Source organism: Paracoccus chinensis (assembly GCF_900102885.1).
Lineage (GTDB): Bacteria > Pseudomonadota > Alphaproteobacteria > Rhodobacterales > Rhodobacteraceae > Paracoccus > Paracoccus chinensis.
Genome location: NZ_FNGE01000008.1, coordinates 89,305 through 111,152 on the forward strand (window position 1 = coordinate 89,305; position 21,848 = coordinate 111,152).

Consider the following 21,848-nt stretch of genomic DNA (forward strand, 5'->3'; position numbering starts at 1 on the left):
GATGAGCCGACCTCTCGACCACACCCGCCGCAGGCTGCTGGGCGCCTTGGGCGCCGCGGCCATGACCTGTCCCTTCGCGCTGGCCGCGCGGGCGCAGGACGCGGCCACGCCCCGCCCCCGCGTGACCGAGGCGCCGCAGGCCAACAAGGCCCGCGCCGGCGACCATGTCCCGCCCTTCGGCCGCAACCAGGCGGGCATCGTCACGCCCCGCCCCGCGCATGGCATGGTCGCCAGCTTCCACGTGCTGGCCGACACCCCCCAAGACCTGGAGCGCCTGTTCCGCCGCCTGACCGAGCGCATCGTCTTCCTGACGCGGGGCGGCGAGGTGCCGCGTCTCGACCCCAGGCTGCCGCCCGCCGATTCCGGGCTGCTCGGCCCCGTGATCGAGCCGCAGGCGCTGACGATCACCGTGGCGCTGGGGGCGGACCTGTTCGACCGGCGCGACTGGCTGGCCCCGCATCGCCCGGCGCAACTGGTGCGGATGCCCAAGTTCCCGAACGACGCGCCCGACGCCTCGATCCTGCATGGCGAGCTTGCGCTGCAGATCTGCGCCAACACGCAGGACGCGACGATCCACGCGCTGCGCGACATCATCAAGTTGATCCCCGACCAGCTTCTGCTGGCCTGGAAGCAGGAAGGCAGCGTCCCCGTCATCCCGCCCCATCCCGAGGGCGTGGTCGAGAACGCCCGCAACTTCCTGGGCTTTCGCGACGGCTCGGCCAACCCGGACGCCGCCGACGCAGGCCTGATGGAGCGCGTGGTCTGGGTCGGCCCCGACGATCCCGCCGAACCGGGCTGGAGCCACGGCGGCAGCTACATGGCCGTCCGCATCATCCGCAACTTCGTCGAACGATGGGACCGCGCGCCTCTGGCCGAACAGGAACGCATCTTCGGCCGCGCCAAGGACAGCGGCGCGCCCCTGGACCGCCCGCACGGCACTGAAATGGACGTGCCCGACTTTGCCGCCGACCCCGAGGGAAACAGGACGGCGCTGGATTCCCATATCCGCATGGCCAATCCCCGCACGCCCGGGTCCGAGCGGAACCTGATCCTGCGGCGCCCTTTCAACTATTCCAACGGCGTCACGAAATCGGGCCAGCTGGACCAGGGACTTCTGTTCATCGCCTGGCAAGCCGATCTGGAGCGCGGCTTTGTCGCCGTCCAGAACCGCCTGAACGGCGAGCCGCTTGAAGAATACATCAAGCCCGTGGGTGGGGGCTATTTCTTCGCCCTGCCCGGCTTCTCGGACGCACCCGACGATTACCTCGGCCGCCAACTGATCGGCGCGCTTGGCCGGACCCCCACGCCCGCCTGACCGGCGCTGAACAAAGGACCGACGATGAAGACCTCCCTTGCCCTGATCGCGCTTCTGCTGCCGGGCGCCGCGCTGGCACAGGACGCGCAGCTCGACCCTGTCGCGCCCATGGCCGAATACAAGCTGTATGTGGCCGAGCACACGCAGGAACTGGTGGCCGATACCCGCGCCTTCACCGAGGCCGTGAAAGCGGGCGACATCGACAAGGCCAAGTCCCTGTTCGCTCCCACCCGCCTGCATTACGAGATGATCGAGCCGGTGGCCGAACTGTTCAGCGACCTCGACGTGTCGATCGACAGCCGCGCCGACGACCACGAGGGAGCCGAGCAGGACCCGGGCTTCACCGGCTTCCACCGCATCGAATACGCATTGTGGGAAAAGAACTCGACCGAGGGGATGGCCCCCGTCGCCGACAAGCTGATGGCCGATGTCGAAGATCTGGCCGGGCGGATCGAGGGGCTGACCTTCCCGCCGCAGGTCGTCGTCGGCGGCGCGGCCGTGCTGATGGAGGAGGTCGCGGCCACCAAGATCTCGGGCGAGGAGGACCGCTACAGTCACACCGACCTGTGGGACTTCCGCGGCAACTTCGACGGCGCGCGGAAGATCGTCGAGCTGTTCCGCCCCCATGTGGAGGATCAGGATTTCCTGGCCACGGTGGACACCAACTTCGCCCGCGTGGACGAAACGCTGGAGAAATACCGCGAGGGCGAGGGCTACCAGACCTACGACAAGCTGACGGACGAGGACCGCCGCGTTCTGGCCGCCGCCGTCAACACGCTGGCCGAGGACCTGGCGACCCTGCGGGGCCGCGTCGGGCTGGACTGAGCCCTAAGGGGGAAGGCGCCCCGGCTGCTGGCGCCTCCCCTTGACCCTTACCCGGCCAGCACCTCGTCCAGCACGCGGGTGAAGCGTCCCACGGTGCCGTCCACGTCCTTGAGCTTGTCGAGGCCGAAGAGACCCAGCCGGAAGGTCGAGAACTCCGCCCCCTCGCCCACCTGCAGGGGCACGCCCGCCGCGATCTGCATCCCCTTTTCCGCAAACTTGCGGCCGTTGCGGATGTCGGGATCGTCCGTGTAGCTGACGACCACCCCCGGCGCGGCAAAGCCGTCCGCCGCGACCGAGCGGAAGCCGCGCTCGGCCAGCGCCGCGCGGATCCTGCGGCCGAGGTCCCACTGCGCCGCACGCGCCGCCTCGAACCCCATCTCGCGCGTTTCCACCATGGCGTCGCGCAGCGTGACCAGGGCGTCGGTCGGCATGGTGGCATGATAGGCGTGGCCGCCGTCCTCGTAGGCCTTCATGATCGAGCGCCACTTCTTCAGGTCCAGCGCGAAGCTGTCGCTGGTCGTCTGCTCCAGCCGTTCCAGCCCGCGGGCCGAGAACATCACCAGTCCGGCGGCGGGCGAGGCGCTCCACCCCTTCTGCGGAGCCGAGATCAGGACGTCCACGCCCAGCGCCTTCATGTCCACCCAGATCGCCCCTGAGGCGATGCAGTCCAGCACCATCAGCCCGCCGACCTCGTGCACCGCCTGTGCCAGCGCGGCGATGTAGTCGTCTGGCAGGATCAGCCCGGCCGAGGTTTCCACATGGGGCGCGAAAACCACGCCGGGACGCGCGCGGGCGATCTCGGCCACCACGTCCTCGATCGGCGGGGGCGCATAGGCGGGACGCGGGGCATTGCCCTCGGGGCGGGCGGGCTGCACCTCGGCGGCCGCCTCGAACTGCGCCGCGTCGTGGATCTGGGTCCAGCGGAAGCTGAACCAGCCGTTGCGCACGATCAGCGCGTCGGCATCGCGGGCGAACTGGCGGGCCACCGACTCCATCGCATAGGTGCCGCCGCCGGGGACCAGCGCCACGCCCTCGGCCCCGTAGACCTCGCGGGCCATGTCCGAGATGTCGCGCATGACCGCCTGGAACTTCTTCGACATGTGGTTGAGGCTGCGGTCGGTGAAGACGACCGAGAACTCCATCAACCCGTCGGGATCGACCGCGCTGCGTCCATCTGGGCCAAGTCCTGTCATCGCCATCCCTTTCCTGATGCAATCAGGGGCACCCTAGCCAAGCGCGCCGTTCGCTTCCAGCACGACTGTCGTGTGAGGCAACGCGGGGACGGGCGTGGCGTTCCGGCCCCCTTGCGGCCGCCCCGCCCCCGCGCCTACCTTGGCCCCACCACCACCTGCGAGAGTTCCGATGCGCATCGGCATCCTGAAATGCGGCCAGTCGCCCGACGTCACGCGCGCCGAGCACGGCGATTACGACGACATGTTCGAGCGGCTTCTGGCCGGCCGCGGCTTCACCTTCGACCGCTACCATGTCGAGGCGATGGAGTTTCCCGAAAGCGTCCACGCCGCCGACGGCTGGCTGATCACCGGATCGCGCCACGGCGTCTACGAGGATCACGCCTTCATTCCCCCGCTGGAAGACTTCATCCGCGCGGCCTTCGCCGCCGAGGTGCCGATGGTCGGCGTCTGCTTCGGCCACCAGATCATCGCCCAGGCCATGGGCGGGCGCGTGGTCAAGCATCCCGAAGGCTGGCGCGTCGGCGCGCATGACTATGTGATCGGCGGCAAGTCCATGGTGTTGAACGCCTGGCACCAGGATCAGGTGGTGGACCTGCCCCCCGGCGCGGCCATCGCCGGCACCAACGAGTTCTGCCAGGCCGCGGCGCTGGTCTATGACCACCGTGCCTTCACCGTGCAGCCCCACCCCGAGTTCCGCGACGGCTTCATCGACGGCCTGATCGAGCATCGCGGCGGCGCGGTCCCGGACGAGCTGCTGGACCAGGCGCGCGCCCGGCGCGGCAGCGCAGAATCCTCGGCCCTGGCCGACAGGATCGAGGCCTTCTTCAAGGACCCCAGGGGAACGGCCGAAGCCGTTCTCTGACCCAGGCGGCAGCCGGTCCGACCGGCGCCCGAAACAGAGAAAGCCGGAAGCCCCGGCGGAAAGTTTCCATGTCAGACTGGCTGACGAAAATCCCGCAATCCGCCCGCAACTACATCGAGGGCCGCCGCCTGGACGAGGTCGAGTGCATCGTCCCCGACATGGCGGGCGTCGCGCGCGGCAAGGCCATGCCCGCGTCCAAGTTCGCGCGGCAGGAAAGCTTCTACCTGCCGAACTCGATCTTCCTGCAGACGATCACGGGGGAATGGGCCGACAACCCGGCCGGCGCCTTCACCGAGCCGGACATGATCCTGGCCCCCGACTTCTCGACGGTTTCGGCCGCGCCCTGGACGGCCGATGTGACCTTGCAGGTGATCCACGACGTCTTCGACCAGCAGGGACGCCCCGTGCCGGTCGCGCCGCGCAACGTCCTGAAGCACATCGTCGGGCTTTACGCGGAACGCGGCTGGCGCCCCATCGTCGCGCCCGAGATGGAGTTCTTCCTGGTCGCGCGCAACATCGACCCGAACCAGCCGATCCAGCCGCCGATGGGTCGCTCGGGTCGCCGCGCGGCCGCCAAGCAGGCCTATTCCATGTCGGCGGTGGACGAATACGGCAAGGTGATCGACGACATCTACGACTTCGCCGAGGCGCAGGGATTCGAGATCGACGGCATCCTGCAGGAAGGCGGGGCGGGCCAAGTGGAAATCAACCTTGCCCACGGCGACCCGGTGCGGCTGGCCGACGAGATCTTCTTCTTCAAGCGCCTGATCCGCGAGGCCGCGCTGCGCCACGACTGTTTCGCCACCTTCATGGCCAAGCCCATCGAGGGCGAGCCGGGATCGGCCATGCACATCCACCACTCGGTCGTGGACGCGCAGACGGGCCGCAACATCTTTTCGGACGAGAAGGGCCGCGAGACGCCCGAGTTCCTGCAGTTCATCGCCGGCATGCAGAACCACCTGCCCGCCGCGGTGGCGCTGCTGGCGCCCTACGTCAACAGCTACCGCCGCTATGTCCCGGACTTCGCCGCGCCCATCAACCTGGAATGGGGCCGTGACAACCGCACGACCGGGCTGCGCGTGCCGATCTCGGGACCGGACGGTCGGCGGGTGGAAAACCGGCTGGCGGGGATGGACTGCAACCCCTACCTGGGGATCGCGGCCTCGCTGGCGACGGGCTACCTGGGCCTGGTGCAGGGGGCGAACCCGCGCGCGGAGTGCCTGGGCGACGCCTACATGTCCGAGGACGAGCTGCCCACGAACTTGGGCGACGCGCTGGACGAGATGGTCGCCTCGCAGCCCATGCGCGAGGTGCTGGGGTCCGAGTTCGTCGCCGTCTACGAGGCTGTCAAGCGCAACGAATACAAGGAGTTCCTGCAGGTGATCTCGCCTTGGGAGCGCGAGCACCTGCTGCTGAACGTGTAAGGCGGGCCTGCGTCCATTCACCGCTTGCGGCGGGGCGCAGGCGGTGGCAAGGGGCTGGGCATGAGCGACAGAGACCAGAAACTTGCCATCGTGACCGGCGCCTCCCGCGGCCTCGGCGCGGCCCTTGCCGAACGCCTGGGTGCGCGCGGCTACCACGTCGTCGCGGTCGCCCGGACGACCGGCGCGCTGGAGGAGCTGGACGACCGCATCCGCGCGGTCGGCGGCGCGGCCACGCTGGCGCCGATGGACGTCACGCAACCCGCCGCGATGATCCAGCTTGTCCAGGCGGTGCTGGACCGCTGGGGCGGCTGCGACCTGTGGGCCCATGCGGCGATTCACGCGGCGCCGCTGGCGCCCGCGCCCCATGTCGATCCCAAGGACATGGACCGCTCGGTTGCGCTGAACATCACCGCGACCCACGGCCTTTCGGCGCTGTTCGATCCGCTGCTGCGCGCCCGGAACGGAACCGCGCTGTTCTTCGACGATCCGCGCGCGGGCCAGCCGTTCTTCGGCGCCTACGGGGCCACCAAGGCCGCGCAGATCGCCTTCGCCCGCAGTTGGCAGGCGGAAAACCAGCGGCTCGGGCCGCGCGTGGTCATTGCCACGCCGAACCCCATGCCCACCTCCGTCCGCGCCCGCTTCTTCCCCGGCGAGGACCGCAGCACCCTGAGCCCCTGCCGGGCCGAGGCCGACCGCATCCTGGCCGAACTGGCGATCTGACGGGCCTTACAGCCCGTAGATCCCGTTAAACTTCTCTTCCAGGTAGGCCAGCAGCGGCTCGGGCGTGACCGGGCCGCCGGTCGCGCGTTCGACCAGGTCGCGGGGCTCGTAAAGGCCGCCGTGGCGCTGCAGGTTCTCGCGCAGCCATTCGGTGGCGGGGGTGGCGTCCCCATTCTGAAGGCTGTCGTCGAGGTCCGGCACCGCCTCCCGCAGCGCCGCGTTCAAGGCGCCCGCATAGACGTTGCCCAAGGCATAGGTCGGGAAATATCCGAACAGCCCGACCGACCAGTGCACGTCCTGAAGAACACCATTCGAAGGCCGGTCCACCGCCACGCCGAAGTCGCGCAGGAAGCGGGTGTTCCAGGCTTCCTCCAGGTCGTCGGTGGACAGCCGCCCCGCGATGAGGTCACGTTCGAGGTCGAAGCGCATCATGATGTGCAGGTTGTACTGCACCTCGTCAGACTCGGTGCGGATGAAGCCGGGTGTCACACGGTTCACGGTGCGGTAGAAGGCCTCGGCATCCGGCACGGACAGCCCGCCCGTCATGTCGGTCATGCGCCCGAACAGCCAGCCGGTAAAGGCGCGGCTGCGGCCCAGCTGGTTTTCGTAGATGCGGCTCTGGCTTTCGTGGACGCCCATGGACACGCCCCGTCCCAGCGGCGTGAAGGCGTGGTCGGGGTCGATCCCCAACTCGTAGCTGGAATGGCCGACCTCGTGGATGGTCGAGTAGATGCAGTTGAACGGGTCCGCTTCCACGACACGCGTGGTGATGCGGCTGTCCTGCCAGCGCCCGCTGGAAAAGGGATGGACAGCGATGTCGATCCGCCCACGCGACCAGTCATAGCCGAAGGCCGTGGCGCAGGCGCGGGCCAGACGCATCTGGGTTTCCTGCGCGAAGCGCCCTTCCAGGGCGGCGGGCTGGTGGGGGGCGCCGAGGATGTCCTCGCGCAGTTGCACCAGCCGGGGGCGCATGGTGTCGAACAGCGCCGCGATGTCTGCCTGGGTGGTGCCGGGCTCGTAATCCTCGAGCAGCGCGTCATAGGGGTCGCTGCCGAAACCCGCACGCACCAGCGCGTGGCCCTGGTCCTGCTTCAGCACGAGGATCTGGTCCAGCGTCGGCAGGAAATCCTCGGGCGCCTCATTGGCGCGGGCGGCGGCCCAGATGCCCTGCCCGAGGCTCGTCTGCCGCGCGATCTCGGTTGCAAGCTCGGCGGGGATGGCATTCGCGCGGCCGAAGTCGCGCGAGATCAGGGCGACGATCCGCTCTTCGCTTTCCGTCTGCGGGACGGCCAGTTCAAGCCATTCGCCGATGCGGGGGTCGGTGCGGCGCTCGTGCAGGACGGCCTCGATCGCGGCCATCTCCTCGGACCGCTGCTCGACCGCGCCGCGCGGCATGACGGTTTCCTGGTCCCAGGACAGCCGCTCGGCGATCGAGGACAGGGCTTCGGTCTGACGCTGGAAAGCCAGCAGCTCGTTCATGGCCGCATTTTCCGAGATCATCGGATCGTCCCCCGCACGCTGGTTTCATAAGGATAGCGCGCGTGGTGGCGCGCCCGGATGATCAGGACGAACAGCGCCACGGCGCCGATCTGGTGGGCCAGCGCCTCGGGCAGGGGCGCGCCATGCATGACGGTGACGATGCCCAGCACGATCTGGAAGGCCACGGCGGCGATCATCACCGTGAAGGCCCCGCGCGTGACCGGATGGGGCGAGCGGCGCGCCCGCAGCCAGACCACGACGGCGAAGATCGCCAGCAGGTAGGCCACCATCCTGTGCGTGAACTGCACCGTGGCCGCGTTCTCGAAGAAATTGCGCCAGCCAAGCGCGGGAGCCCAGATGGCGTCGGGGATCCACTCGCCACCCATCGTCGGCCAGCCGGTATACTGCCGCCCGGCGTCGATCCCCGCGACCAGCGCGCCGATCAGGATCTGCACGAAGGACAGGTGCATCAGGCCCGTGGTCATCGAGAACAGCTTGGGCTCGCCCGCGCGGCGCGCCCGTATCAGCTGCGCCTCGGGGCGGCCGAGGTGGAACACATACCAGGCGATCAGCCCGAGAATGGCGAAGGCCAACCCCAGATGCGTCGCAAGGCGATAGGAGGCGACCGAGGTCATCCCCTCGACCAGCCCCGAGGCGACCATCCACCAGCCGATGGCGCCCTGCAGTGCGCCCAGGGCGCCAAGCGTCAGCAGCCGCGGCGTCCAGCCCGGCGGGATGCGCTTCGTCAGCCAGAAGAACAGGAAGCCCACGGCCCAGACGAGGCCCACCGCGCGGCCCAGCTGCCGGTGGCTCCATTCCCACCAGTAGATGCGCTTGAACCCGGAAAGGTCCATCGTCGGGTTTTCCTCGCGGAACTGCGGGATCTGCTGGTATTTCGCGAACTCCGCCTCCCATGCCGCCTGGCTGCTGGGGGGTAGCGCGCCGGTCACGGGCTTCCATTCGGTGATTGACAGGCCCGAGCCGGTCAGCCGCGTGGCCCCGCCCAGCGCGATCATCGCCATGACCATGACAAACAGGACGACCAGCCAGACCCGGATCGCGCCGCGCGCCCCCTTGGGCGCGGTGTCGATCAGATTGACAACGGGTCGGGCGGCAGGCGTCGCGGTGGACACCTCCTCGAAAATCGGGCGCTTGGCCATGTCGGGCCCCTTCGGTGTTCGCTTGCAGTCGCTTGCGGGACGCGGCCCGGACATTGGCCGTCCGGCCCGCAAAGGTCAATCGGCGCGGGTCTTCCAGGTCAGCTGCCGCAGCATCCCGTGCAGGATCTGCACGTCGGCGCGGGTCAGCGGCAGGCGCGACCACAGGTTCCGCAGCGTCAGCCGCATGGGCGCGGCCTTCTCGGGCGGAAAGAAGAACCGCGCCTCGGTCAGCTTCTCCTCCCAATGGTCGGCGAGCTTCTCGATTTCCAGCCGCGTGGCGGGCACCTCGCCCGGCGGGCGCTTGGCGGCGGGCGCGGGCTGTGCGGGCAGCGCGTCGCGGCCCCATTCGTAGCCCATGAGCAGCACGGCCTGCGCGAGGTTCAGCGAGGGGAAATCCGGGTTCACCGGCACCGTCACGATGGCATTGGCCCGCGCGATGTCGTCGTTTTCCAGCCCCGCCCGTTCCGGCCCGAAGATCAGGCCGACGCGATGCCCCTCGGCCGCCAGCCCGCGCGCCTCGGCCATTGCGGTGGCGGGCGTATGCACGGGCTTGGTCAACTCGCGCCCCCGGGCGGTGGTGGCATAGGCGTGATCGACGTCGAACATCGCCTCGGCCAGCGTCGGGAAGACGCGGGCGCGGTCCAGCACCTGCCCCGCCGCGCCCGAGGCCATTGCCACGGCGCGCGGGTTGGGCCAGCCGTCGCGCGGATCGACCAGCCGCATCTCGGTCAGGCCGAAGTTCAGCATCGCGCGGGCGGCGGCCCCGATGTTCTCGCCCATCTGCGGGCGCACGAGGATGACGACGGGTTGCAGCACAGAGGTCTCGGTCATGCGCCGCCCCTAACGCGCAGCGGCGCCACGGGCAAGCGGGCGGGCAGGCGGACGTGTTCCTCTTCTTCGTGGAAATATCCCGGGCTGGCGAACGCCCGGAAAACAGTCCGGTCGGCTGTTTTCAGTGAGCCAGGGGCAGAGCCCCGGTCCGACGCCCCCCTTCCCCGCGCGGCGTCCCTGCGGTATCCCGATCCACTGCCACGAAAGGGATCATGCCATGACCGAGGACGCGCCGCAGCTTTACCTGATCGCCCCCGCGCTGATCCCGGCGTCCGAACTCGGGCCGCGGCTTTCGGCGGTGCTGGACGCTCATCCCGTTGCCTGCCTGCGCCTGCCGGGCGCGGGGGACGAGACGGAACTGGGCCGCATTGCCGACCTTGCCCGCGACATCGCGCACGCCCGAGACGTGGCGGTGGTGATCGAGGATCATGTGGCGCTGGCCCTGCGCCATGGCCTCGATGGCGTCCACCTAACCAGCGGCGCCCGCGCCGTGCGGCACGCGCGCAAGGAACTGGGCGCGGATGCCATCGTCGGCGCCTTCTGCGGCGGCTCGCGGCACGAGGGGATGAACGCGGGCGAGGCGGGGGCAGACTACGTCTCCTTCGGTCCCTGCGGTCCGACCGCCCTGGGCTTGGGCGAGCCTGCCGACCTCGACCTCTTCCAGTGGTGGTCCGAGATGATCGAGGTGCCCGTCGTGGCCGAGGGCGCGCTGGACGCAGCCCTTGTCCGCCAGCTCTGGACCGTCGCCGACTTCATTGCCATCGGCCCCGAGATCTGGTCGGCCGAGGACCCCGCCGCCGCCCTGTCGGCGCTGTGGGGCGCTTAACCCGGCGTCCCTGGCGGCGCAGTCTTGCCGAGAACCGCGCGCCGCCCTAAAGCGCGGGCATGACCCAGCACCAGCGCCTGCTCATCATCGACTTCGGCTCTCAGGTCACGCAGCTCATCGCGCGTCGGCTTCGCGAGCTCAACGTGTTCTGCGAAATCCGCCCCTATCAGGCGGTGACCGATGCCGAACTGCGCGCCGACCCGCCGCAGGCCGTGATCCTGTCGGGCGGCCCCGACAGCGTCACGCGCGAGGGCAGCCCCCGTGCCCCGCAGGCGCTGTTCGACCTCGGTATCCCTGTCTTCGGCATCTGCTACGGCCAGCAGACAATGATGCAGCAGCTGGGCGGCCGTGTCGAAGCCGGGCACCATGCCGAATACGGCCGCGCCTTCATCGCCCCTGCGCCGGGCCATACCGGCGACGGCATCTTCGCGGGCCTGTTCGCTGACGGGCGCGAGGAAGTCTGGATGAGCCACGGCGACCGCGTCACCGCGCTGGCGCCCGGCTTCGAGGTCATCGGCACCTCGCCCAACGCGCCCTTCGCCATGATCGCGGATGAGTCGCGCCGCTTCTATGCCGTGCAGTTCCACCCCGAGGTGCACCACACCCCGAACGGCCGCACCATGCTGGAGAACTTCCTGCGCCTTGCGGGTTTCACCGGCGACTGGACCATGGCCGGCTATCGCGCCGAGGCCGTGCGCCGCATCCGCGAGCAGGTGGGCGATGCCAAGGTGATCTGCGGCCTTTCGGGCGGCGTGGATTCCTCGGTCGCGGCCGTCCTGATCCACGAGGCGATCGGCGACCAGCTGACCTGCGTCTTCGTGGACCACGGCCTTCTGCGGCTGGGCGAGGCCGAAGAGGTCGTGACCATGTTCCGCGACCACTACAACATCCCGCTGATCCACGCGGACAAATCCGAGCTGTTCCTGGGCGAACTGGAGGGCGTCAGCGATCCCGAGGTCAAGCGCAAGACCATCGGCCGCCTGTTCATCGACGTGTTCCAGAAGCACGCGGCCGAGATCGGCGGGGCCGAGTTCCTGGCGCAGGGGACGCTTTATCCCGACGTGATCGAATCGGTCAGCTTCTCCGGCGGCCCCTCGGTCACGATCAAGTCGCACCACAACGTGGGCGGGTTGCCCGAGAAGATGGGCCTCAAGCTGGTCGAGCCCTTGCGCGAACTGTTCAAGGACGAGGTCCGCGCCCTCGGCCGCGAACTCGGCCTGCCCGACCGCTTCATCGGCCGCCACCCCTTCCCCGGCCCCGGCCTTGCCATCCGCTGCCCCGGCGAGATCACGCGCGAGAAGCTGGACATCCTGCGCAAGGCCGACGCGGTCTACATCGACCAGATTCGCCGCCACGGCCTTTACGACGAGATCTGGCAGGCCTTCGTCGCGATCCTGCCGGTCCGCACCGTGGGCGTCATGGGCGACGGACGCACCTATGACTTCGCCTGTGCGCTGCGGGCCGTGACCTCGGTCGATGGGATGACGGCGGACTACTATCCCTTCACGCACGAATTCCTGGGCGAGACCGCCACGCGGATCATCAACGAGGTCAAGGGCATAAACCGGGTGACTTACGACATTACGTCAAAGCCGCCGGGCACGATCGAGTGGGAGTGACCGCGTACTGACGCGGACAAGCGGACATGGCCGGGATCTGTCCAACATTCCTTGGCGGATGATTGGCAAACACCCGTTCTTGTGCATGATCCGAGGGAACAAGTGTTCCATCGAGAACCGATCATGCGCAGATTGCAAGTCCTTCTTTTCGCCTTGAGCCTGCCTTTTTCGGCAGTTCCTGCCCATGCCGCCGAGGCCCTGTGCGAGATCACGGCCAAGGGGGAACGCGTGGACGGCCCCTGTCGATTCTCGGCCCGCCGCGGCGGCAGCTTCGACATCGCCATGATGGATGAGCGCATGATGGGCGGCGCGACCTCGCTGTCGCTGGATGTCGTCGGCCCCGGCATGGGCGAGGTGCGCGGCCTGACGCCCTTCGGCGTTCGGTCCCGCTGGGGCGAGGCGCGGCGAATGGCTCAGGACCGGGCCTGCTGGCGCGGCGCGGATTTCACCATCTGCGTCCGTGCCCTGGACAACGCCACCTCCGACGCCGGAAACAAGGGCGGCGTGTTCGTCGGCCGCTGCCACATGGAAGGCTGCACCTGGCTCAGCCAGTCCCCTGCCCGCGAGATCGGACAGGGCAGCGCGGCTGTCCCCGGCCGGCGCGTCGAATCCACCGTGACCGTGGCGCAAAGTGAACATTCCGGCGGCCTTTACCCGACCTCCGCTCCTGATGGGCTGGCCTGGTCCAGGCCCCACAACGTCCAGTTCTTCTGCTCGCCCGCGCGCCCTGCATTCCAGACTGACGACGGAAGCTGGCTGGTCCTGCCCCTGCCCGAGGTCTACGGCGCGACGGAAAGCGTTACGCGGCAATACCTGCGCGCCTGCCATCCCGGCGCCGGGACGGGCGACCCTTACGAGAGTCCGAAGGCCCTTGGCTATTCCGCCGGCATGCCGCAGCAGGACAGCTATCCCGATTTCGATGCCCTGATCCGGGGCTGATCGCCACGAAGGAGAATGCCCGTGTCAGCCTGCGCCTGCGGCCACCACCACGCCCACCATGACTGCGGCCGCCCCGACCCGGTCGGAGCCCAGGTCGCGCTGTCGGGAGAGATCACCTGCGCCGACATGGGCCAGCTCATGGCCCTTCTGACGCATGTCGAGGCCCATGTCGCCGCCAGCCGCGCCGAGCCGGGATGCCTTTTCTTCGAGATCGCGCAGACGGACGACCCGCTGGTCTGGCGCGTCGAGGAACTGTTCCGCGACGCGGCCGCGCTGGAAGCCCATCGCGCCCGCACCAAGGCAAGCTCCTGGGCCGCCGCGACCTCCGGCATTCCCCGGCAGATCCGCGAGATCATGGCCGAGAATGACGTGGTGCCCGCTGGCTGAGGCCTGACAGGCATATGCCCTGTAAGGCGGGCGCGCAGCACGCGCGCCTCGCCGCCGTCGGATCAGGCGATGGTTCCGCCCTCGGCCGTGCCGGGAAGGCGCAGGCGGACGCGCTTGATCCGCCGGGCGTCCGCGTCCACCACCTCGAACTGGACGCCGCTGTCGTCGGTCACGACCTCTCCCCTGACGGGCACATGACCCGCCAGCATGAAGATCAGGCCGCCCAGCGTGTCGATCTCTTCCTCGTAGACGCCGCTGATCAGCTTGACGCCGATCTCGGCCTCCACCCGGTCGATGGGCGCGCGGGCCAGGACAAGCCACTGGCCAGGGCGTTCCTGCACCCACAGCCCGTCCTCGCTTTCGTCATGCTCGTCGTCGATCTCGCCGATGACCTGCTCGATCAGGTCCTCGATCGTGACCAGCCCGTCCACCCCGCCGTATTCGTCGATCACCAGCGCCATGTGGATGCGCTTCTGCTGCATCTGCTGCAGCAGCGCGCCGATGGGCATCGAGCCCGGAACGTAAAGCAGCGGCCGCAGCAGGGGACGCAGCGCGAAACGTGGCGCGCCCTTGGGGGCGAAGCCGTGCTTGAGCGCCAGATCCTTCAGATGGATCAACCCCAGCGGCTGGTCCAGGTTGCCGCGATAGACCGGGACGCGGGAGTAACCATGCTCGCGGAAGACCTCGACCAGTTCGGGCAGGCCGACGGTCACCGGGACCGCCACGATGTCGGTCTTGGTCACGGCCACGTCGTCCACGGACATGCGGCGCAGGTTGAGGATGCTGGGCGCCTCGGCCGAGGTCGCGGCCTCCATCATGCTGTCCGGGGCGTCCTCGGGCTCGGAGGCCAGCGGTCCCAGCGTCCTGAGGATGCGGCCTAGGAAGCCACGGGCGGGTGGATCGGGGGTCTCAGGAGGCGGGGCTTCCCACTCTGCAAGAGGATGGGAATGGAGGGTCCTGTTCGGACTGGGAGGTTCGGCGTCGCCTGAAGCTTCGCCGGGACTCTGGGGATCGTTCATGGGACTCAGTGCTCTCGGTAAGGGTCCGGAATGCCGAGGCTGGCGAGAATCGAACGCTCGGCATCCTCCATGGTTTCCGCGTCGGCATCCGCCTCGTGGTCGTAGCCGGCCAGGTGCAGGATCGCGTGGACCAGAAGATGGGTGACGTGGTCGGCGAAGGGCTTTCCCTGCGCCTCGGCCTCGGCCTTGCAGGTGTCGAAGCTGATGGCGATGTCGCCCAGCTCGTCCGTGTCGGGCGGCACCGGCACCTCGCCAGGCGCGCGGGGCGCGGGCTCGACCGAGGGCCAGCTGAGCACGTTGGTGGGCTTGGCCTTGCCCCGGAAATGGTCGTTCAACGCGGCGATGCGAGTATCGTCGCAGCCCATTACCACGATCTCGACCGTGTCGATGCCCAGATGGCGGGTCGCAGCCGCCGCTGCCCGCTCGGCCATGCCCTGCAGGTCGACGTCCAGCCAGCGCTCGTCCTCGATGACGATATCGACGGGGTCGGGCTCGGGCAGGGTGTCAGGGTTGGACAGGTCAGACATCGCGCGACCCCTCAGGGCCGCGGCGCCAGTCGCGGCGGGGGGGATAGCTGCCATAGCCCTGTGCAGGGCGGTCATCGCTGCCGCTGGCCTCGTCGTCCGCGTCATAGGCCTGGATGATGCGCGCGACCAGCGGGTGACGCACCACGTCCGAAGCGGTGAAGTAGCTGAACGAAATCCCCGGCACGCCCGCGAGGATGCGTTCCGCGTCGCGCAGGCCCGACTGGACGCCGCGCGGCAGGTCCACCTGGGTGCGGTCGCCGGTGATGACCATGCGCGAGCCCTCGCCCAGACGAGTCAGGAACATCTTCATCTGCATGGTGGTCGCGTTCTGCGCCTCGTCCAGCACCACGAAGGCATTCGCCAGCGTCCGGCCCCGCATGAAGGCGAGCGGCGCGATCTCGATCCGCTTTTCCTCCATCAGCTTCTGCATCTGGCGCGCGGGCAGGAAGTCGTTCAGCGCGTCATACAGCGGCTGCATGTAGGGATCGACCTTCTCCTTCATGTCGCCGGGCAGGAAGCCCAGCCGTTCGCCCGCTTCGACGGCGGGGCGCGACAGGATGATGCGGTCCACATGGCCGTCGATCAGCATGGTGACGCCGACGGCGACGGCCAGATAGGTCTTGCCCGTGCCCGCCGGTCCAATCCCGAAGGCAAGTTCGTTGGCAAAGAGCGAGCGGACATAATCGCGCTGCGCCTCGGTGCGCGGCTCGACGATCTTCTTGCGGGTCCGCAGCTCGACCTTGCCCTGGCCGAACATCTCGAGCTGCTGGGCGGGCGTGGCGGCAGGGCCATCACCGTCGGTGCCCATGCGCAGGGCCGATTCGACCTCGGTCAGTTCGACCGCGCGGCCCTGCTCCAGGCGCGCGTAAAGGCCGCGCAGGATCTGCGCCGCCTCGGCCTGCGCCTCGGCCGGGCCCACGACGGACAGCTGGTTGCCGCGCCGCAGGACATGGACCCCCAGCGCCTGTTCGATCCGGGCCAGGTGGCGGTCATGGGGGCCGCACAGGTCCATGAGCAGGCGGTTGTCGGGAAACTCAAGCAGGGTCTCGCCCGCTGCGGCGGAAGGGTTTGTCGGGGTCAGACCCACTGCGTCCTCGTCTGTGGCTTGCATTCATGTTGCAGGCGGGGGTGGGCGAAGGCAAGCCTCGGGCCACAAATGTGCGGAGGCTCGGTAACGCTCATCCTCGCGGCCCGGTTGCGGCGCGCGGACCCCAGTCCAGCGGCTCGCCCTGCACAAAGGCGCGCAGCACCGGATCGTCGGCCTTGTCCATCTGCGCGACGGGTCCCTGCCAGCGCAGCCGGCCATGATCCAGCAGTGCCACGCGGTCGGCGATGGTCCGCACGCTGGTCATGTCATGAGTGATGGTCACGGCGGTCGCGCCCGTCTCGGTCACGATGTCGCGGATCAGGCGGTTGATCGCGGCGGCCCGCTGGGGGTCCAGGCCGGTGGTCGGCTCGTCGAAGAAGATCACCTTGGGGTCGGCGGCGATGGCGCGGGCCAGACCCACGCGCTTGCGCATCCCCCCTGACAGGTCGGCGGGCATCCGGTCCGCGACCTCGGGGCCGAGACCCACGCGGGCCAGCCGCTCGACCGCGCGGGTGCGAGCCTGGACAGCGGGCATTGCCCGCAGCAGGCGGAAGGCCACGTTGCGCCAGACGGGCAGACTGTCGAACAGCGCGGCATTCTGGAACAGCATCCCGAAGTCGCGCATGAACCGCGCGCGCACGGCGGCCGAGGCAGGCTCGCCGTCCAGCAGGACTTCGCCCGCGTCGGCGCTTTCCAGCCCCAGGATCGTGCGCAGCAGTACCGACTTGCCGGTGCCCGAGCCGCCGATCACGACAAGGCTCTCGCCCCGCGCGACGGTCAGGTCCACGCCGTCCAGCACCTTCTGAGGCCCGAAGGACTTGCAAAGGCCGCGCGTCTCGATCACCGGCGCGCTCATGTGAAGAACAATCCCGTCAGGACGAAGTTCGCGGCCAGGATGCCGACCGAGGCCGCCACGACCGCGTTCGTCGTGGCCCGTCCGACGCCGGCCGCACCGCGGCCCGCCTTCATGCCGAACCAGCAGCCCGCCAGCGCCACGATGAAGCCGAAGGCCGCGCCCTTCAGCAGCCCCGAGAGCACGTCCCAGGTTTCGAGATAGGCCCAGGAGTTCGCCAGATAAGCCTGCGAGGTGAAGCCCAGCGTCGTTGTCCCGATCAGCCAGCCACCCATGATGCCGATGGTGTCGCCCACGCCCACGAGGACCGGCACCGACAGGATCGCCGCCCAGAGGCGCGGCGTCACCAGCCAGCCCATCGGGTCGGTGGACAGCGTCACCAGCGCGTCGACCTGTTCCGTCACGCGCATCGAGCCGATCTCGGCCGCAATCGACGAGGCGACCCGCGCCGCCACCATCAGCCCGCCCAGGACGGGCCCGAGTTCCCGCACCATGCCGATCGCCACAATGGCGGGCACCACGTCACCCGCCTGGAACCGCTCGCCCCCCGCGTTGATCTGCAGGGCCAGCGCCGCGCCGGTGAACAGCGCCGTCAGCCCGACAACCGGCAGCGACAGCCAGCCGATGCGCAGCAGTTGCTCAGCCAGCAGCCGTGGCGAGAACCCCGGCGCGGCCAGCCCCCGCGCGGCGAAGATGGCAACTGCGCCGATCCCGCGCAGCAGCGCCAGCGTGGCGCGGCCGACTGCGCGGATGGGGTCAGGCCGGAAGGGGTTGGGCGCGGCTCGGGTCAAGGGGCAGCTCGATCCGCAGGCGGCGGGAGAGTTCGGCCGGATCCGAGGAGGAGTTGGACAGCTTGAAGCCCTCGCTCAGCAGATGCTTCACATACATCTTGTTGTAGATGAAGGCGAAGACCAGTTGCGCGAAGCCCAGAGTGATCCAGCCGATCAGGAAGATGATCAGCGCCCCGGTCCAGTGCCCCCGGAACAGCGCCGGAAAGAAGCCGAAGAACAGCGTCGTCCAGGAAAACCCGACCGGCGCCTGCTTCAGCGCCCCGGTCTGCGGGTGGTGAAAGTCGATCGTCGCGTAAGCCATGCCGAATCCTCCTGGGGCGATGAGACAGGAGATTGGGTAGCATGGGGTCCCTAACCGACAGTTAAGCCGGCCGGTAATCGCGCGGATAGCGCGAACCCAGCGAGGTCAGGATCTCATAACCTATGGTCCCGGCCAGGCGCGCGAGATCCTCGATGCCCTGCCGGGCGTTCAGGATCTCGAGCCTGTCCGGCACGTCGGGCAGATCGCTCACATCGACCGTGATGAGGTCCATAGAGACGCGGCCCACAACCGGCGCGCTGCGGCCCCCGGCCCAGAGCACCAGCCCCTTGCCCGACAGGGCGCGCGGCAGTCCGTCCGCATAGCCCGCCGACACCGTGGCGATCCGGCTGGCACGCGGCGCGGTCCAGGTGCAGCCGTAGCCCACGGCCTCGCCCGCCGCGACGCTGCGGGTCTGGATCACCTCAAGCGCAAGGGTGACGACAGAACGCGCGTCGAGGAACGGCTCGCCACCGTAAAGGCCGATGCCGGGGCGCGTAACGTCGAAGTGATAGTCGGGACCCAGCAGGATGCCGCCCGTCGCCGCCAGCGAGCGGGGCGCCGTCACGCCCTCGGTCATCTCGCGGAAGGCACGAAGCTGGGCAGCGTTGGCCGGATGACCCGGCTCGTCGGCGCACATCAGGTGCGACATGACCAGCGCCGGACCGGTGCCCTCGTCCGTGCGCGCCGACAGCGCCTCGGACCGGACCGAGGCCCATTCGGCGGGCTCGAACCCCAATCGGTTCATGCCGGTGTCAAGCTGGATCGCAAACGGCGCGCGGGGCCGCAGGGCACGGTCGCGGAAGAACTGCTCGGGGCTGTTCAGCACCGGTATCAGCCCGGCCGGGTCCTGCCCCGGCATGTGCCCGGACAGCACGAAGATGCGGGCATCCGGCGCAAGCAGGGGGCGAAGCGCCCTGCCCTCGGAGGCCTGTGCCACGAAGAAATCGCGCGCGCCCGCCGCGTAAAGCGCAGGCGCCACCTGCCCCGCGCCAAGGCCATAGGCGTCCGCCTTGACCACCGCGCCGGGGCGCGCGCCCGTTGCGCGGTCCGCCAGCGCCTTCCAGTTCGCCACAAGGGCGCCGAGGTCTATCGTCAATCCCATGATCCACGGCATGACGGCGGCCACGGGTCGCGTCAAGGCCCCGCATCCGCCGGTGTTTGCCATTTTGCGGCAATTGGCCGCCGTTAACAGCTCGGTTTGCAAACTTTCCCCTTTCCGCTTTGCGTCACCACCGGCTTTCCCTATTGTCCCGCCAGACATGGACGGAGGGGCGGCATGAAGGACATCGTCGAACAGCTGGAAGACCGGCGGCAGCAGGCCCGCATGGGCGGCGGCCAGCGCCGCATCGACGCGCAGCACGCGCGCGGCAAGCTGACGGCGCGCGAGCGGCTGGACATCCTTCTGGACGAAGGCTCGTTCGAGGAATTCGACATGTTCGTCCGCCACCGCTCCACCGACTTCGGGATGGAGGACGACCGCCCCTACGGCGACGGCGTCGTGACCGGCTGGGGCACGATCAACGGCCGCATGGTCTATGTCTTCAGCCAGGACTTCACCGTCTTCGGCGGCTCGCTGTCGGAAACCCACGCCCAGAAGATCTGCAAGATCATGGATATGGCGATGCAGAACGGCGCGCCGGTGATCGGGCTGAACGACTCGGGCGGCGCGCGCATCCAGGAAGGCGTGGCGTCGCTGGCGGGCTACGCCGACGTGTTCCAGCGCAACGTCATGGCCAGTGGCGTGATCCCGCAGATCAGCGTCATCATGGGGCCCTGCGCGGGCGGCGCGGTCTATTCGCCGGCCATGACGGATTTCATCTTCATGGTGAAGGACACCTCCTACATGTTCGTGACGGGCCCGGATGTGGTGAAGACCGTCACCAACGAGGTCGTCACGGCCGAGCAGCTGGGCGGGGCCTCGACCCACACCAAGAAATCTTCGGTCGCCGATGGCGCCTTCGAGGATGACGTCGAGGCTCTGTCGGAAATCCGCCGCCTGTTCGACTTCCTGCCGCTGTCGAACCGCGAGAAGGCGCCGACCCGGCCTTTCTTCGACGACCCCGCGCGGCTCGAGCAGTCGCTCGACACGCTGATCCCCGACAACCCCAACCAGCCCTATGACATGAAGGAGCTGATCGTGAAGATCGCCGACGAGGGCGATTTCTACGAGATCCAGCGCGACTTCGCGGGCAACATCATCACCGGCTTCATCCGCATCGAGGGCCAGACGGTCGGCGTCGTCGCCAACCAGCCGATGGTGCTGGCGGGGGTGCTGGATATCGATTCCAGCCGCAAGGCCGCGCGTTTCGTGCGCTTCTGCGACGCTTTCAACATCCCGATCCTGACGCTGGTGGACGTGCCGGGCTTCCTGCCGGGGACCGCCCAGGAATACGGCGGCGTCATCAAGCACGGGGCGAAGCTGCTGTTCGCCTATGGCGAGGCGACGGTGCCGAAGGTCACGGTCATCACCCGCAAGGCCTATGGCGGGGCCTACGACGTCATGTCGTCCAAGCACCTGCGGGGCGATTTCAACTATGCCTGGCCCACGGCCGAGATCGCGGTGATGGGTGCAAAGGGCGCGGTCGAGATCCTGTATCGCAGCGAGCTGGGCCAGGCCGACAAGATCGCCGCGCGGACCAGGGACTACGAGGACCGCTTCGCCAACCCCTTCGTGGCGGCGGAAAAGGGCTTCATCGACGAGGTGATCCAGCCCCATTCGACCCGCAAGCGGGTGGCGCGGGCCTTCGCCTCGCTGCGCAGCAAGCAGCTGTCCAATCCCTGGAAGAAGCACGACAACATCCCGCTGTGACGCCATTGTCCGCCGCTCTTTTCCTTGCCTCGACCGCAGCCGGAATGGCCGCGAACGGCGCGCAGCCGCTGATCCCGGTGCCCTCGGGCGCCGAGGTCTGGCTGCAGGAAGAGCTGACGGACCGCGTACCGGGTCTGGGGCTGGTGCAGCGCTATCGCTTCGTCATGCCCTCGCTGGCAACCCTGGTCCCGCCCATGGACGAGGGTGACATGGCCGAGGGACTGCCCCCCGAGATGCTGGACGAGCCCTTCGGCGAGGACGTGCCCCTGACGCCCGAGGAGCAGGCGGAACTGGACGACGCCCTGGGCGACCTGGTCATCCAGCAGGTTCCCGATGACAGCGCGGGCGGCCTGTCGCTCCAGCCGCTGCCGGACAGCGGAGGCATGGACGACGCGCCCCTGCCGTCCGAGCTTGCACCGCCGGACGCCATCCTGCCCGAGGGGGCCGAGGGAAGTCCGCTGGACGAGGCCGGCCAGGACGAGGCCGCCATAGCGGACGGGGGCGAGATGGCACTGCCGGCGGCTCCGGACATCCTGATGCAGGACCCCGTCCACCGCGACATCGTCTGGCTGTGCGAGAACTATGCCCTGCCCCGTCTGGCCGGGCAGTCGCCGCGCCCGACCCAGGTAGTGATCTCGATGGCCTCGGCGCCCGGCCCCTTCGGCAGCTTCGATCCCGAGATCGTGCAGCTTTTCGAGGGGTTCTCGATCCCCGCCAACCGTGACGCCTGTGTGTGGGAGCCGATGTGATGATCTGCAATGACTGGGGCGGCAGCCGCCCTGATGCAACCCTGCCACATGGCGCGCGCGGCGCTTCGGCCGCGCCCTGTCGCCTGTCGGGCGCCCCGGCTAACATGGGCCGGCGGCCGCGCGGTGCGGTCC

Annotated in this window: 22 protein-coding genes; 11 read left to right on the forward strand and 11 right to left on the reverse strand. The window is 68.9% G+C overall.

Annotated features, from left to right (window positions below):
* Position 1 precedes the first annotated feature (1 nt).
* On the forward strand, positions 2–1,315 hold the full coding sequence (locus BLQ03_RS09955; RefSeq protein WP_090755434.1) for a Dyp-type peroxidase: 1,314 nt from the start codon (positions 2–4) through the stop codon (positions 1,313–1,315).
* Between the two features lie 24 nt (positions 1,316–1,339).
* Positions 1,340–2,140: an iron uptake system protein EfeO gene (efeO, locus tag BLQ03_RS09960; RefSeq protein ID WP_090755436.1), complete on the forward strand. Its 801-nt coding sequence runs from the start codon at positions 1,340–1,342 to the stop codon at positions 2,138–2,140.
* A 47-nt stretch (positions 2,141–2,187) separates the two neighbouring features.
* Here the strand turns inward: efeO and BLQ03_RS09965 are convergent, their stop codons facing one another.
* Positions 2,188–3,333, reverse strand: a complete 1,146-nt coding sequence (locus tag BLQ03_RS09965) for an aminotransferase class V-fold PLP-dependent enzyme (protein WP_090755689.1) — start codon at positions 3,331–3,333, stop codon at positions 2,188–2,190.
* Positions 3,334–3,502: 169 nt separating this feature from the next.
* On the opposite strand from BLQ03_RS09965, the gene BLQ03_RS09970 reads away from it, so the two are divergent.
* The 3 genes from BLQ03_RS09970 (at position 3,503) to BLQ03_RS09980 (ending at position 6,339) form a co-directional block, all read left to right on the forward strand.
* On the forward strand, positions 3,503–4,195 hold the full coding sequence (locus BLQ03_RS09970) for a type 1 glutamine amidotransferase (protein ID WP_090755438.1): 693 nt from the start codon (positions 3,503–3,505) through the stop codon (positions 4,193–4,195).
* A gap of 68 nt (positions 4,196–4,263) precedes the next feature.
* Positions 4,264–5,619, forward strand: coding sequence for a glutamine synthetase family protein (locus tag BLQ03_RS09975; protein WP_090755440.1), 1,356 nt, complete (start codon positions 4,264–4,266; stop codon positions 5,617–5,619).
* A gap of 60 nt (positions 5,620–5,679) precedes the next feature.
* Positions 5,680–6,339, forward strand: a complete 660-nt coding sequence (locus tag BLQ03_RS09980) for an SDR family NAD(P)-dependent oxidoreductase (RefSeq protein WP_090755444.1) — start codon at positions 5,680–5,682, stop codon at positions 6,337–6,339.
* Positions 6,340–6,345: 6 nt separating this feature from the next.
* On the opposite strand, the gene BLQ03_RS09985 is transcribed toward BLQ03_RS09980, so the two are convergent.
* From BLQ03_RS09985 to BLQ03_RS09995, 3 genes are all read right to left on the reverse strand, one after another.
* Positions 6,346–7,839, reverse strand: coding sequence for a carboxypeptidase M32 (locus BLQ03_RS09985; protein ID WP_090755446.1), 1,494 nt, complete (start codon positions 7,837–7,839; stop codon positions 6,346–6,348).
* Positions 7,836–8,978 carry a heme A synthase gene (ctaA, locus tag BLQ03_RS09990; RefSeq protein ID WP_090755449.1) on the reverse strand — a complete coding sequence of 381 codons (1,143 nt, stop codon included), beginning with the start codon at positions 8,976–8,978 and terminating at the stop codon, positions 7,836–7,838. The genes BLQ03_RS09985 and ctaA overlap by 4 nt, the downstream gene beginning before the upstream one ends.
* Before the next feature lie 75 nt (positions 8,979–9,053).
* Positions 9,054–9,809 (reverse strand): RNA methyltransferase, encoded by a 756-nt coding sequence (locus BLQ03_RS09995; protein WP_090755452.1) that lies wholly within the window; start codon positions 9,807–9,809, stop codon positions 9,054–9,056.
* A 217-nt stretch (positions 9,810–10,026) separates the two neighbouring features.
* Between BLQ03_RS09995 and BLQ03_RS10000 the strand changes: the two genes are divergently transcribed.
* From BLQ03_RS10000 to BLQ03_RS10015, 4 genes are all read left to right on the forward strand, one after another.
* A complete protein-coding gene (locus BLQ03_RS10000; protein WP_090755457.1) occupies positions 10,027–10,635 on the forward strand; it encodes a thiamine phosphate synthase in 609 nt (202 codons plus the stop codon).
* A gap of 59 nt (positions 10,636–10,694) precedes the next feature.
* Positions 10,695–12,254 (forward strand): glutamine-hydrolyzing GMP synthase, encoded by a 1,560-nt coding sequence (gene guaA / locus BLQ03_RS10005; protein ID WP_090755460.1) that lies wholly within the window; start codon positions 10,695–10,697, stop codon positions 12,252–12,254.
* Between the two features lie 153 nt (positions 12,255–12,407).
* Complete coding sequence (locus BLQ03_RS10010; protein ID WP_139166685.1) at positions 12,408–13,193, forward strand: hypothetical protein; 786 nt, start codon at positions 12,408–12,410, stop codon at positions 13,191–13,193.
* A 21-nt stretch (positions 13,194–13,214) separates the two neighbouring features.
* Positions 13,215–13,580, forward strand: a complete 366-nt coding sequence (locus BLQ03_RS10015) for a putative quinol monooxygenase (RefSeq protein ID WP_217629695.1) — start codon at positions 13,215–13,217, stop codon at positions 13,578–13,580.
* 62 nt (positions 13,581–13,642) lie between these two features.
* Here BLQ03_RS10015 and BLQ03_RS10020 read toward each other — a convergent pair whose 3' ends face one another.
* The 7 genes from BLQ03_RS10020 to alr form a co-directional block, all read right to left on the reverse strand.
* The gene (locus tag BLQ03_RS10020) at positions 13,643–14,398 is read right to left on the reverse strand and encodes a transporter associated domain-containing protein (RefSeq protein WP_425415728.1); all 756 of its coding nucleotides are present in this window, start codon (positions 14,396–14,398) and stop codon (positions 13,643–13,645) included.
* Positions 14,399–14,604: 206 nt separating this feature from the next.
* Positions 14,605–15,126, reverse strand: a complete 522-nt coding sequence (ybeY, locus tag BLQ03_RS10025) for an rRNA maturation RNase YbeY (protein ID WP_090755470.1) — start codon at positions 15,124–15,126, stop codon at positions 14,605–14,607.
* The gene (locus BLQ03_RS10030) at positions 15,119–16,237 is read right to left on the reverse strand and encodes a PhoH family protein (protein WP_090755471.1); all 1,119 of its coding nucleotides are present in this window, start codon (positions 16,235–16,237) and stop codon (positions 15,119–15,121) included. Before BLQ03_RS10030 ends, ybeY begins: the two co-directional genes overlap by 8 nt.
* 67 nt (positions 16,238–16,304) lie before the next feature.
* Positions 16,305–17,069: an ABC transporter ATP-binding protein gene (locus tag BLQ03_RS10035; RefSeq protein ID WP_175558833.1), complete on the reverse strand. Its 765-nt coding sequence runs from the start codon at positions 17,067–17,069 to the stop codon at positions 16,305–16,307.
* Complete coding sequence (locus BLQ03_RS10040) at positions 17,066–17,857, reverse strand: MlaE family ABC transporter permease (RefSeq protein WP_090755473.1); 792 nt, start codon at positions 17,855–17,857, stop codon at positions 17,066–17,068. Before BLQ03_RS10040 ends, BLQ03_RS10035 begins: the two co-directional genes overlap by 4 nt.
* The gene (locus BLQ03_RS10045) at positions 17,823–18,158 is read right to left on the reverse strand and encodes a hypothetical protein (RefSeq protein ID WP_090755476.1); all 336 of its coding nucleotides are present in this window, start codon (positions 18,156–18,158) and stop codon (positions 17,823–17,825) included. Before BLQ03_RS10045 ends, BLQ03_RS10040 begins: the two co-directional genes overlap by 35 nt.
* 61 nt (positions 18,159–18,219) lie before the next feature.
* Positions 18,220–19,419, reverse strand: a complete 1,200-nt coding sequence (alr, locus tag BLQ03_RS10050; protein WP_425415732.1) for an alanine racemase — start codon at positions 19,417–19,419, stop codon at positions 18,220–18,222.
* A 15-nt stretch (positions 19,420–19,434) separates the two neighbouring features.
* Here alr and BLQ03_RS10055 point away from each other — a divergent pair, with 15 nt between their 5' ends.
* Together BLQ03_RS10055 and BLQ03_RS10060 are read left to right on the forward strand one after the other, a co-directional pair.
* On the forward strand, positions 19,435–20,967 hold the full coding sequence (locus BLQ03_RS10055) for an acyl-CoA carboxylase subunit beta (protein ID WP_090755482.1): 1,533 nt from the start codon (positions 19,435–19,437) through the stop codon (positions 20,965–20,967).
* Between the two features lie 44 nt (positions 20,968–21,011).
* Positions 21,012–21,716 (forward strand): DUF6497 family protein, encoded by a 705-nt coding sequence (locus tag BLQ03_RS10060; protein WP_090755485.1) that lies wholly within the window; start codon positions 21,012–21,014, stop codon positions 21,714–21,716.
* Positions 21,717–21,848 lie beyond the last annotated feature (132 nt).